Origin of the sequence: Roseburia lenta, from assembly GCF_014287435.1 — a bacterium.
Taxonomy (GTDB): domain Bacteria; phylum Bacillota; class Clostridia; order Lachnospirales; family Lachnospiraceae; genus Pararoseburia; species Pararoseburia lenta.
Window position 1 is genome coordinate 442,583 of record NZ_JACOPG010000002.1, and the last position, 13,360, is coordinate 455,942.

A 13,360-nucleotide genomic window follows, 5' to 3' on the forward strand; every position below is an offset into this window, starting at 1 on the left:
GCTTAGAGTATATGAAGTTTTGGCTTTATCTTGTAGTTTGCGAATATCTGTATAAATAGAAAAAGCCCTTTGAGAAAAGGATTTCTCCTCTCTCAAAGGGCAAGTTGGCAAACTGGAATTTGTTAATTAGAATTGCTCTCAAAGCAACAATTATCTTAACATTCCCCAAATACACTCCAGTAATGTTAGTGCAAGGATAATGTTAATAACACGAAAATGCCGCAGATAAAACTTCTGAATCAGTACGCCCAAGCCAGTCCAAGTACAGGTTGCGATCGTTCCGATTGTTGCAATAACCAGCTCAAAAAACAGCAAAGCCGGAAAAGAGGACATATATCCTACAACATAACCCGTTAGTGAGGTAACTCCGAACATATAGATCTTCACATTGACAAATTGCAGCATGAAGCCTTTCAGAAACGATGCCGATTGCTCTGCGTTTTCTGTTGACGACTTACTGAAAGCAATATGAATCGCAAGCCACAGGATATAGGCTGCTCCGATGTACTTCATCACTTCCATTGCATTTGGAAGCAAAGAACTAACCCCATATACAAAAATTGCGCATAAGATTTGCACTACATAGTAGCCTGCAAAAATTCCAAAGAACAGCGGCTTTCCTTTTTTATATCCATAGTTTGTTACGGTATTTAATGCCAGAATATTTCCCGGTCCCGGAGTAAAGGCATTTATAACGCAATAAATCAGAAAATTGCTCAGTACCGCCATAGGCATAATCATCAACCACTGTTTGCTGTTATTATATCAGCAAACAGTGGTACATACATAACACCTATTTTATATGATTATCCATAGTCTATAACTATGGATTGGCTGGAGCATATTTCCGTAATTCTTCCAGATAGTTTTTTCCAAGTTCACTTAATTCCTGATTTTCATTCAGCACATATCCAATATGCATTGTTTCATTTTCTGCAAGCGGAACAGAGATGATATTTTCTCCATTCAAATATTTCGGGAAAATGCCACTTGAAATAGTATAGGCATTCATTCCTTTCGGGCCGTCGTCACAGGTTTTGCAATCGACTTGCGGTAAATGATAAGGGAAACGACCGCGGCGATCACTTCCGTGACCCAAAACGCATGCCAGACGCCGACGGCGCCGAAAAGCCTGCTGAGCCAAAACGCAGCCGGTAGGATGACCACCACATACCGGCAAAGGGAAATCAGCAAGGAGGGCGTGCCTTTCCTCAGTCCCTCCAATGCGCCGGAAGAAGTAACAGAAACCGCCGAGACGATAAATCCGGCCCCGATGATGCGCAGGGCGGTTTCCCCGGCCTGGATCGTCGCTTCTGTGTGGGTAAACAGCCCCATCAACTGGCCGGGAATCAGCAGGCATATCGCGGTCCCAAGCACCATAATGATACCGTTCATGCACAGGACAATCTGATAAATCTGACTGACCCTTTTACTTTCGCCCGCGCCGTAGTTATAGCCGATCAAAGGGCGCATCCCCTGCACAATGCCATTCGCCGGCAGATAGATGAAGGTCTGCAATTTGTAATAGATTCCCAAAACCAGGATATACACCTCGGAATAGGCGGCCAAAATCGCATTGAGCGCCGAAATCAAAAGTGACGGAAGTGCAAGATTCAGGGTTGCGGGAATGCCGATGGAATACAGCTTTATGACCATCTTTTTGCCGGGCAGAATGTACTGCCTGCGGATATGCACGCGAATGGGCCGCACAAAGTAGTTGACCAGATAAATCGCAAGCGTCAGGACCTGCCCGATGCCGGTGGCCAGCGCTGCGCCTTCAATCCCCATTTCCGGGAATGGGCCATAGCCAAAAATCAGAACGGGGTCCAAGACAATGTTTGTGATGCACCCGCACATCAGGCTGATCATGGTCGTTTTCATGTTTCCTACTGCCTGGAACAGTTTCTCAAACATCATGCTGACGGTAACAATGAGTGTAAAGCCGAACGCAACGGCAGAATAGCGGACGCCAAGTTCAATGACCGCTTCGGATGCAGTGAACATCCGCAGAAAAACCGGCATAATTGCGATACAGCAGACTGTCATAACAACGCCATGAATCACGGCAAGCACAAGTCCCTGTGTGGCAGCCTGATCTGCTTTTTCGTGATTTCCCGCGCCCAGATAGAAGGCAATCACTGCGTTGATCCCAACACCAAACCCAATTCCAGCCGCATTGATAAAATTTTGAACCGGGTAAACCAGTGATAACGCCGTCATCGCTTCCTCGCTGATCTGCGCGACAAAAAAGCTGTCCACAATGTTGTAGAGGGAGTTGACCAGCATGGATAACACCATCGGTAGGGACATGGATAAAATCAGCGGCAATATCGGTTTCTCTTTCATGAAAGTGTCGTTCATAATTCCTCCTTCGCAAAACACGTTATGAGATATTTTTGCGTCGATGCCATGCCATCATCACAAGTGCAACGAGCAAAGTGGCAGTTTCCGCAACCGGAAATGCAAGCCAGATTCCGTTCAGCTGGAACAATTTGTCCAGACACCACAGGGCAGGCACAAGGAAAAGCATTTGCCTGCATAATTGGATCGCCATGCTGGACCCTACTTTTTCTGTGGTCTGAAAATAGGTGGAAATCATCGTAGAAAGGCCGCAAAACAGATAGCTTGCCGCCATGATCCGCATGGCGGAGATTCCAAAGGAGCGCATGGCTTCCGACGCCATAAACAATCCCAGAATCTGCGCCGGAAAGAGGAGGACAGCCAACGTCCCCAGTATCATCATGCCGGTGACCAAAACAGTTCCATATCGGAAAGCTGAATGCAGCCGTTCGCTGTTGCCTGCGCCGTAGTTAAACCGCATGACAGGCAAACAGCCTTGAATCAAGCCGTTTACCGTCATAACAATCAGCTGCTGCACCTTAAAATATGCGCCGAAGAAAGCGATCGCCGTATCGGAATACGCCACCAAAAACAGATTGACAAAGGTCACCACAAACGAACTGAGGGCGTTCATGATAAAAGATGGCAGGCCAAAGGCAAAAATACGGTAGATCATCTGCTTTTTCAAATGAAAGTCTTTGATTTTCACCTGCACTTTCTGCTTTTTGCCCAGCAGTAAAGCAAATGCCAAAATCATGGACAGCAGATAGCCTGCAACGGTAGCTACCGCAGCGCCGCGGATTCCCATAGCCGGAAAAATACCAATCCCAAAAATCAGAATGGGGTCGAACACGAAGTTAACGACCACGCCCGCGATCTGGAACCACATGGGAGCGACCATGTTCCCGGTGGCCTGTATCATCTTCTGGATGGCGATATGCACCATATTGGGAATTTGCATGAAGGAGCACACACTCATATAGGCGATGCTCAGCTGATAAATTTCTTCATTATTGGTGAATGCCCGAAAATAGGATTTCATAATCAGTAATGACATAAGGTTGAGCAAAGCACCTATTCCAAAAGCCAGTAACAATCCATGTGTGACAGTTGCATTTGCCTCATCCTGCTTTTTCTGTCCAAGATACCCTGCTATCAGCACATTCACGCCGACACCGATCCAGATAGACGCTGCATTCATCAATGTTGTAATCGGGAATGACAGAGAAACAGCGGTCAATGCATTCTCACTCAACCGCGCCACAAACGCGCTGTCTATCAGGTTATAGGAATATTGCAGGAACATGGAAATCAGCGGCGGTATCGACATTTGCCAGATGAGCTTTCCAACAGGAGCGACCGCCATTTTATTATTGGTCTGCATACTTTCCCTCCTCTCCACAAAGTGTCCGGCAGCTTCCATCCTCCGTTCTGCCAGATTTTCCAGTATGCAGACAACAAAAAAGCCACACGGCTATCACAAGATAGCTGTGTGGCAAAAAGATGACCGAATCCGGAAAAGTCCACTCAAATTTTACGCTCAGTATTATAGCATTCTTTCAGGAGACTTTCAAGCATTAATCATTACGGAATTGTGGCGCCATATTTATTGTTTTATATGTTATTTCTCTATTAGTTCTGCAAACTTGAATTTGGCTATTTCGTTGCAACAATACTTATCCAATGATTTTTTGCATTTGAATACGTTTTGATCTCTGTAAAACCCGCTTCTTTCAAAGCGGCAACAAGTTGTTTAGATGTGTAAATCTTCATACCATTGATCATCTTTGTCCATTTTTCATCTGCGACATTCGTTCCGTCACTCTCGTTACAAATCAGGAATATGCCTTCGCTTTTCAGCACACGGTTGACCTCGGAAAAGCATTTTACTAATCCTGGCCAAAAGTAAACTGTTTCGAAGGCAGAAACATAATCAAAAGTCGCGTCAGAAAAGGGTATAGCAGATACATCTCCTTGAACTACATTACATTTCCCTTGTTTAATGGCGAGGGCGTTCAATTTTTGAGATTCTGCCACACTAACCTCAGAATAATCCATTCCTGTCACGTGGCCATTTCTACATCTATCAAGCCAGACCGCAATATTTGCTCCGCCGCCACAGCCGATGTCCAGAACTTCAGCATCAGACTTCGCGGAGATATTTGAGAATCCCCATTGCGATAATTTGGCGTGACCGCTGTTCATCATCTTCGTCATCAATTTTCCGCCGAAGCCTTGTGGCTTACGGGTATTTTCAAAAAATTTCATTACAGAATTCCTCCTCCACAAATTCCGATTTGTATTTCTGTTTGTTTTAAAAAAGGGCAACTCCGATTGGAATTGCCCACTCTTTGTACTAATTATGCGATTTATTCTTGCTTGCACCGATTTCTGCATCAATTGGTACATCTTTACATCATCTTAATAGAGCTTTGCACCTGCTGGAATGTGGTTATCAACCATAATCAGATGCAGTTCTTCATCTTCTGAGTCTTTCAGATTATTGACTGCTGAAAGTAACATACCACAAGATTCAATACCCATCATCTTTCTCGGTGGAAGGTTTGTGATGGCAATCAGTGTCTTACCAACCAGTTCTTCCGGCTCGTAATAAGCGTGAATACCGCTTAAAATCGTGCGATCTGTGCCTGTTCCGTCATCAAGAGTAAACTGTAACAGTTTCTTTGACTTCGGTACTGCAACACACTCTTTAACCTTTACAGCTCTGAAATCTGACTTGCTGAATGTATCGAAATCAACTTCTTCCTCGAATAATGGCTCAATCTTTACATTTGAAAAATCAATCTTCTCTGGCTCTGCTTTCATTTCTTCGGCAGCCTGATTTTTTTCATCATTTTTCTTATTTACATCACCGAGTGACTTCATTGTCGGGAAGAGCAATACATCTCGAATCGCAGCACTGTCTGTAAGCAGCATAACCAGTCGGTCGATTCCGTAACCGATACCACCTGTTGGAGGCATACCGATTTCAAGTGCATTCAGGAAATCCTCGTCAGTATGTTCTGCTTCATCATCACCTGCTGCTGCATTTGCATCTTGCGCTGCAAAACGTTCGCGCTGATCAATTGGATCATTCAACTCTGAATATGCATTACACATTTCCCATCCATTGATAAACAATTCAAAACGTTCTACCTTGTTTGGATCTTCCGGCTTTTTCTTTGTCAGTGGAGAGATCTCAATTGGGTGATCCATAATAAATGTCGGCTGAACCAATTCATGCTCACAATATTCCTCAAAGAACAGATTCAGAATATCACCCTTCTTATGGCGTTCTTCATATTCAACATGATGTTCTTCTGCTAATCTCTTCGCTTCTTCATCATCTGCCACCTGATCAAAGTCAATGCCAGCATATTTCTTGACAGCATCTGTCATAGTAAGACGTGCAAATGGCTTTCCTAAATCAATCTCTGTACCCTGGTAAGAAATCTTGGTTCCACCACATACGGTCTCTGCCAAATAACGGAACATAGACTCTGTAAGTTCCATCATTCCTTCATAATCTGTATATGCCTGGTATAATTCCATCAATGTGAATTCCGGATTATGTCTGGTATCTACACCTTCGTTACGGAACACACGTCCAATTTCATATACTCGCTCTAATCCACCAACAATTAATCTCTTCAGATATAATTCCAAAGAAATACGAAGTTTTACATCTTCATTCAAAGCATTGTAATGTGTTTCAAATGGACGAGCAGCAGCACCACCGGCATTGGATACCAGCATCGGTGTCTCCACCTCCATAAAATCACGTCCATCTAAGAACTTACGGATTTCCTTGATAATCTGTGATCTCTTTACAAATACATCCTTGCTTTCCTGATTCATAATCAGATCAACATATCTCTGACGATAACGGGTATCTGTATCTGTCAATCCATGGAATTTCTCCGGTAAGATCTGTAAAGACTTAGAAAGAAGTGTCATTTCTTCTGCATGAATGGAAACTTCTCCGGTTCTTGTACGGAAAGCATATCCCTTAACGCCCCAGATATCACCGATATCAGATTTCTTGAAGGTTGCATACAAATCTTCACCAATGGCATCTCTTGCCACATAGATCTGAATGTTGCCCTTTAAATCCTGGATATTTGCAAAAGAAGCCTTGCCCATCACACGCTTGAACATCATGCGTCCGGCGATAGACACCCGGATCGGAGAAGCATCCATAATGCTTCTTCTCTCGTCGTATTCTTTCTTGATGATCTCTCTTGCTTCCCCTTCATCCATACCCTCGGTATCCGGATCCTCTCTGCCAGCAAGAAGTTCTGCCTCATGTGCGGCATAGATTTCCTTTACGTCGGATGTATGATGGGTCACATCATACTTTGTGATCTGGAAAGGATCCTGACCTGCTGCCTGCAAGTTGGCTAACTTTTCACGTCTGATCTGTAAAAGTTGTCCCAGATCCTGTCCCTGTGTATTATTCTGATTTGCCATGTAACACCTCTATATCTATTAGTTTGATCTCTGAATCTCTAAAATCTTGTACTGTAAATCGCCTGCCGGAGTCTCAACGGTCACGATATCTCCAACGCTTGCTCCCATGATGGCTCTGCCAACCGGTGACTCATTAGAAATTCTGCCTGTCAGGCTGTTTGCCTCTGTAGAACCTACAACCTTGTACTCCAGTTCTTCGTCAAATTCAATATCCAAAATCTTGACCTGACATCCAACACTGATCTTGTCAAGATCTACTTCTTCCTCATCTACAACTTCTGCATTCTTAAGAATCTTCTCTAATTCCTCGATACGAGCCTCAATATCACGCTGCTCATCCTTTGCTGCATCATACTCTGCGTTCTCTGATAAGTCGCCCTGCTCTCTTGCTTCTTTGATCTTCTGAGCAACTTCCTTTCTACGAACAACCTTCAACTCCTGAAGTTCATCTTCGTATTTTTTAAGTCCACCATATGTCAAGATATTTTTCTTTTCCATGTCTGCATATCCTTTCTGATATTTAATCAATCTATTATAGGCAAAAAGCCCTCTGATTGTCAAGAAAAGGTGCCCTTAAAACCACGTTCTTACGGGTCTTAAAGCCACCTCTTTTCCTTTTTATTTACTTTTGCAGACGACCGTATATCTTGGTCATGCGATATAGTTTCTCTGCAATCTCTGTCGTTGCCTCTCCCGAAAGCATACGCCAGGTCCAGTTTCCACTTGCCGTCCCCGGCACATTCATGCGATGTCCTTTGCCCAGTCCCAGATAATCCTGCATCTGTGCCACAAAGAGAAGTGCTACCGACCGCATGCCACCGCGGATAAAGCCCCAATAATAAGGTTCGTCCCCAATGCCTAAATACTCTGCTGCATAGGCGGCATCTTTCGGCTTTGCCTCTGCCTTCCAGAGCATGACCGGACTGTTATCATGGGTTCCGGTGTAACAAATGCAGTGTCTCGGATAGGTGTGCGGCTGATAGTCGCTTGGCTCATCCGAATCAAAGGCAAACTCTAAGATCTTCATGCCTGGGAAGCCACTGTCTGCAAGCAACTGTCTGACACTTGGTGACTGCTCACCCAGATCTTCTGCGATAAATTCCAGTTTTGGAAATGTCTTTTTCAAAAGTCCGACCAGATCCATGCCCGGTCCATGCTTCCACTGACCGATCTTAGCGGTCTTTTCCCCATAAGGCACTGCCCAATAGGTATCAAATCCGCGGAAGTGATCGATACGGATCACATCATACAACTTGCCGGCTCCTTCGATCCGTCGGATCCACCAACCGTATCCATCTTTTGCCATAGCCTCCCAATCATAGATCGGGTTGCCCCAGAGTTGCCCATCCTCACTGAAATAATCCGGCGGTACACCTGCCACTTCCAATGGGATACGCTCCTCATTTAAAACAAAATACTCCGGTTCTGCCCACACATCCGCAGAATCCATGGATACATAGATCGGCAAATCCCCGATGATCTCAATGCCAAGATCATTGATATAGGCACGCAGGGCATTCCACTGTTTAAAAAAGAGATACTGGATGTAAATAAAGAGTTCCATATCCTCCTGCAGATCCCGGCGGTACTTTTCGACCGCTTCCGGGCGGTGCATACGGATATCCTTATCCTCCCACTCACTCCATGCCTTCATGCCAAAATGCTTTTTACATGCCATGTAAAGTGCATAATTATCCAGCCACTGCTCATTTTCCTGACAAAAAGCCTGCACATCCTCATAGTCTCTCGCATAGCCTCTTGCCTTTGCCTTTGCCAATATGGCAAAGCGGCTTTCGTAAATCTTTCCATAATCCACATGACGGGGATCTTCTCCCCAGTCACATGCTTCTACTTCCTCCGCCAAAAGCAGTCCATCCTCGATCAAAAGATCCAGATCCACAAAATACGGATTTCCCGCAAAGGTGGAAAAACTCTGATAAGGCGAATCCCCATAACTGGTAGGCCCCAGTGGTAAAAGCTGCCAGTATTTCTGCCCTGCCTCATGCAAAAAATCAGCAAAAGCATATGCTGCCGCTCCAAAGGTGCCTATACCATATGGTGATGGAAGCGAAGATATGGGAAGTAATATTCCACTACTTCTATTCATATTTTTCACCTCATAATTTTATAAGGGAACAAGTCTTAGCCTTTGACAGCACCAGCCATAACACCCTTGATAATGTACTTCTGGCAAACCAGATATACAATGATGATCGGCAATACCGTCATAAGGATACAAGCCATCATTGGTCCCATTTCTACTTTTCCGTAACTTCCCTGGAAGTACTGGATCAAAATCGGAATGGTCATATACTTCTTACGATCAAGTACCAGATATGGTAAGAGATAATCGTTCCACAACCACATGGTTTCCAAAATTCCAACGGAGATCAGTGTCGGTTTTAAGATCGGAAGTACGATCAAAAAGAAGGTCTGCAAAGGATTACAGCCATCGATCATCGCCGCTTCCTCGATCTCCAATGGTATGGACTTCATGAAACCACAGAACATAAATACCGCCAGTCCCGCTCCAAATCCTAGGTAAATAATACAGATATTGTATGGTTTATTCAAATCCAATCTGTCTGCCGTAGAAGATAAGGTAAACATCAACATCTGGAATGGCACTACCATAGAAAATACAAAGAGGAAGTATAAAATCTTGGATATGATGCCATTGACTCTTGTGATAAACCATGCACACATAGAGCAGCAGATCAGAATCAGTACAACTGAGGTGATCGTGATCATCAGACTGTAACCAAATGCCTTTGCAAAACCCTTGGAGGTTAGTGCATCCACAAAGTTTGACAGACCGGCAAAACTATCTGCATTCGGCAGTTGGAATACCGTTCTTGTCGTGATATTTCGATCCGTCTTAAAGGAGTTGATCAGGATCATAAATACCGGATAGATCCATGCTAAACTAAGGATCAAAAGTACAACAAATAAGATCTTGCTTTTTAAGGTTGTTTTCTCTTTCATTACTGCTGCACCTCCTTAGATTTGGTTGCCTTCAACTGTATCATGGAAATGATGATGACTAAAATACAGAAGAGCACGGCTTTCGCCTGTCCATAACCCTTCCACTGTGGTCCGCTTCTCGCATAGAAAGTACTGTAGATATTCAGCGCCAGCATTTCAGAAGCATGTGCCGGTTCACCGCCGGTCAGTGCTAAGTTCTGATCGAATAACTTAAAGCCATTGGTAAGGGATAAGAACATACAAATGGTAATTGACGGCATAACATTCGGAATTTTGATCTTCCATAATATTTGTCCTTCTGTAGCTCCATCAATCTTTGCTGCTTCAATATAATCATCCGGGATCGACTGCAATCCTGCTATGTAAATGATCATCATATAACCGATCTGTTGCCAGCACATCAGTATGAGCAAACCGATAAATCCGTATTTTTCATCCAATGCCAAAAGCGGCTTTTCCAGTAAAGTCAAGGCTCCGTTGAGCAGAATCTGCCAGATGTATCCCAAGACGATACCGCCGATCAGGTTTGGCATAAAAAAGATGGTACGGAAAAGATTGGATGCTTTCAACTTACTGGTGAGTGCAAGTGCAAGTGCAAATGCTCCGACATTGATCAGTATCGTAACCACGATCGTAAATAATGCCGTAAACCAGAATGCATGCAAAAAAGTTGCATCGGTAAGTGCGTATTTATAATTCTGCAATCCGTTGAACTTTGCCCGGTCAATCGTAATGAAGCTGCAGAAAGATAAATATAATCCTTGAATGAACGGATACAAAAAGCCTACACAAAAAGCCGCAGCGGTCGGCAGCACAAAGACAGGCCAATATTTTCTAACTGCTTTTTCCATGGTAACCTCCTTTAAAAAACGATAAAATCATCTGCCTTTTGGGCATAAATATAGAGGGCAGGCGTTGTTTGCCCGCCCTCCGGTTATTCAAAACAATTATAAGCGATGCTATTCCTGCGCAAGGGAATCGATGCATCTATGAAATTTGCAAATGCGGATTATTCCTGATTGGCTGCCTTGTACTCTTTTGCCCATCCATCTACGAATGCTGTCTTAACATCATCCCATGATCCAGTTCCAGCTGCATAAGCTGTAAGTGCAGAACTAAGGTCAGCCTTCCACTGCTCTGAAGGGATGGTTGTGAAGTCCCAAGGAATTGTTGTCTTGCCTGCTGCCTGCATTTCCTTATCCTTCTGAACAAATACGTTGTCTGTATCCTTTGCATCCTTGAAAGGAATAACAAATCCCATGTCATCAGCCATTGCTGTTGTTCCCTTGTCAGAAGATACACACCAGTTCATGAAATCAAGTGTTGCCTGAATATCCTTTTCATCAGCAGCGCTGTTTACACACCAGTAGTTCTCTGTACCTGTGCAGAGTCCCTGATTTGCTTCATCACCAACACCAATGTAAATAGGAATCATTGTAACATCATCTGCAGATAACTTCTTATCACCTACTACGTTGCCATATTCCCATGAACCATTCTGGAAGAATACTGCTTCGCCATTGATAAACTCAGCTTCTGAGTCATCACCGGTCTTGCTTGCAAGTTCCTTTGGATCACATGTTGAGTTGTTGATGTACAGATCAAAGATGTTCTTGTAGTTGTCAAGATAGGTTCCCTTGATCGCATCTGTGCTTGTTTCGTTCTCATCCTGATACTCAAAATAGATTGGAAGATTTGAAAGGTGTGTCTTAAATCTCCAGTCAGAAGAATCATCCATACCTGCAGAAGTAAATGCTGCAAATCCAAGTTCGTCTTTTCTTGCTGTGATGTCTTCTGCTACCTTCTTTAAGTCATCGAAACTCTGGATATCATCTACAGTATATCCTGCTTCTTTTAATAACTTTGTATTTGTAATGATACCGTATGTCTCAACAGCCATTGCGATACCCTTAACTTCGTCGCCATCTTTCAATGCATATTCATCACCGTTTAAGTTCTTATATACATCTGTATCTGAAAGATCCATTGCGTAATCTTTCCAGTTCTTCAATCCAACCGGTCCGTTTACATGGAATAAAGTAGGAGCCTCACTCTTTGACATCTCTGCCATCAGTGTCTCTTCATACTTGTTGGATGCTGCTGTTACAACCGTAACATCAACACCTGTCTCCTTGGTGTATTCCTTTGCCAAAGCCTGCCACGCATCGTCTGCTTCGGGTTTGAAGTTCAGATAGTAGACCTTTCCGGAATCTGACTTAGCAGAATCTCCCCCATCTTTGGAATTGCCGCATCCGACAAATGCGCCAACTGCCATCGTAGCAACCATTGTCAATGCTAATACTTTTTTTAGTTTCATGATTACCCTCTCCTTCTCGTGATAATTGATAAGTATTTATTTCCAATTATGGCACTGCGCTTTTGCCACAATCAAAAATCATTATATGCAGGACCACTGCTATTTATGACCGATTTATCGGACTGCAATGGTCTCCCCCTCGCGAAAGATCGTCGGCAGGATGATCTGCCTGTGTTCTCCCTTTTTCTCGATCAGATCGATGAGAAGGTCCACACTGGTCTTTCCCAGTTCTTCCATCGGCTGACAATATGTAGAAAGTGCCGGTGCCATATACTCTGACACCTCAATACCGTCGATCGCTACAATGGAGCAATCTTTCGGCACGATAATCCCTTTTTCCCGAAGCGCTCTCATGGCTCCCATGGCAAGGTTGTCTGCGATCGCAAAGATCGCATCAAAGGCTATTCCCTTATCCAGCCACGCTTTTGTCCCATGATAGGCATCTGCGATATTGTAACTGTCCACAGACATGATCAGATCTTCTGTCGGAACCATCCCCACCTCGGTCAATGCCTTGACATATCCCTCATAGCGGATCTGGGAAACCGAACCGTCATCCGGTCTTGCCAGAAGAACGGCGATCCTGCGGTGTCCCTCTTTATAGAGTTCCTTGACTGCTTCATAGGCAGTCTGCGTATCGTCGATCGATACACTGGAATAACAGGTATCATCCAAGGATCCATAAGCATTGTTGGAAGAACAGGAAACAAAAGGTACGCTGATCGCTGCGATCTGTTCCTTGGTATAGTCCAGACGTCCTCCCAAAAAGATCAATCCCAGCAATCTCTTGTCCCGCTCCATCATGGCACCTGCTAAGAGTTCATCCTCCGTGGCGCCGATCTGCTGCATCACAAGTGTGTAACCAGCCTTCTCGATATCCTGCTCGATCTCATGGATGATGGATGTATAGAAAGGATTGGAGATACCACGGACGATCAGTCCAATGTTATCTGACTTGCTCTGTCCCAATGATCTGGCGCTGTTGTTGGGAATGTAATTGTACTCCTCCACAACTGCCATGACCTTGCGCCGTACATCCTCGCTCACATCCGGGTGGTTGTTTAATACGCGGGAAACGGTGCTGACGCTCACGCCACTGATTTTTGCTATATCTTTGATCGTCATATCTGTGCCCTTTCCCGTTTATTTTGTTGAAAACGTTACCGGAAACGTTACTGGAAACGTTTTCAGTTGATATGCATATATCTTATACCCCAAAATTTACCATGTCAACATACATATGTCATT

Annotated in this window: 11 protein-coding genes and 1 pseudogene; all 12 read right to left on the bottom strand. The window is 44.1% G+C overall.

The annotated features are described in order from the left end of the window. Nucleotides 1-150: 150 nt before the first annotated feature. Nucleotides 151-735 (bottom strand): LysE family transporter, encoded by a 585-nt coding sequence (locus tag H8R94_RS06105; protein ID WP_118004843.1) that lies wholly within the window; start codon nt 733-735, stop codon nt 151-153. Between the two features lie 88 nt (nt 736-823). After that, nucleotides 824-1,015: pseudogene (locus H8R94_RS06110) on the bottom strand (LysR family transcriptional regulator); the annotation flags it as partial. Then, on the bottom strand, nt 1,009-2,361 hold the full coding sequence (locus H8R94_RS06115; RefSeq protein WP_186854158.1) for an MATE family efflux transporter: 1,353 nt from the start codon (nt 2,359-2,361) through the stop codon (nt 1,009-1,011). The pseudogene H8R94_RS06110 and the gene H8R94_RS06115, both read right to left, overlap by 7 nt. A 22-nt stretch (nt 2,362-2,383) precedes the next feature. After that, nucleotides 2,384-3,724 carry an MATE family efflux transporter gene (locus H8R94_RS06120; protein WP_118701708.1) on the bottom strand — a complete coding sequence of 447 codons (1,341 nt, stop codon included), beginning with the start codon at nt 3,722-3,724 and terminating at the stop codon, nt 2,384-2,386. A gap of 272 nt (nt 3,725-3,996) precedes the next feature. Further along, entirely contained in the window at nt 3,997-4,608 is a 612-nt protein-coding gene (locus H8R94_RS06125) for a class I SAM-dependent methyltransferase (protein WP_186854159.1), read from the bottom strand. A 153-nt stretch (nt 4,609-4,761) separates the two neighbouring features. Beyond that, the gene (lysS, locus tag H8R94_RS06130; RefSeq protein WP_186854160.1) at nt 4,762-6,810 is read right to left on the bottom strand and encodes a lysine--tRNA ligase; all 2,049 of its coding nucleotides are present in this window, start codon (nt 6,808-6,810) and stop codon (nt 4,762-4,764) included. An 18-nt stretch (nt 6,811-6,828) separates the two neighbouring features. Then, complete coding sequence (greA, locus tag H8R94_RS06135; protein ID WP_118280438.1) at nt 6,829-7,308, bottom strand: transcription elongation factor GreA; 480 nt, start codon at nt 7,306-7,308, stop codon at nt 6,829-6,831. A gap of 124 nt (nt 7,309-7,432) precedes the next feature. Continuing rightward, nucleotides 7,433-8,917, bottom strand: a complete 1,485-nt coding sequence (gene malQ, locus H8R94_RS06140) for a 4-alpha-glucanotransferase (RefSeq protein ID WP_118280439.1) — start codon at nt 8,915-8,917, stop codon at nt 7,433-7,435. A gap of 35 nt (nt 8,918-8,952) precedes the next feature. Continuing rightward, nucleotides 8,953-9,795 carry a carbohydrate ABC transporter permease gene (locus tag H8R94_RS06145; protein ID WP_118280440.1) on the bottom strand — a complete coding sequence of 281 codons (843 nt, stop codon included), beginning with the start codon at nt 9,793-9,795 and terminating at the stop codon, nt 8,953-8,955. Continuing rightward, the gene (locus tag H8R94_RS06150) at nt 9,795-10,646 is read right to left on the bottom strand and encodes a carbohydrate ABC transporter permease (RefSeq protein ID WP_118280441.1); all 852 of its coding nucleotides are present in this window, start codon (nt 10,644-10,646) and stop codon (nt 9,795-9,797) included. Before H8R94_RS06150 ends, H8R94_RS06145 begins: the two co-directional genes overlap by 1 nt. A 158-nt stretch (nt 10,647-10,804) precedes the next feature. After that, entirely contained in the window at nt 10,805-12,112 is a 1,308-nt protein-coding gene (locus H8R94_RS06155) for an ABC transporter substrate-binding protein (protein ID WP_118280442.1), read from the bottom strand. Nucleotides 12,113-12,226: 114 nt separating this feature from the next. Further along, nucleotides 12,227-13,237 carry a LacI family DNA-binding transcriptional regulator gene (locus tag H8R94_RS06160; RefSeq protein ID WP_118535051.1) on the bottom strand — a complete coding sequence of 337 codons (1,011 nt, stop codon included), beginning with the start codon at nt 13,235-13,237 and terminating at the stop codon, nt 12,227-12,229. Nucleotides 13,238-13,360 lie beyond the last annotated feature (123 nt).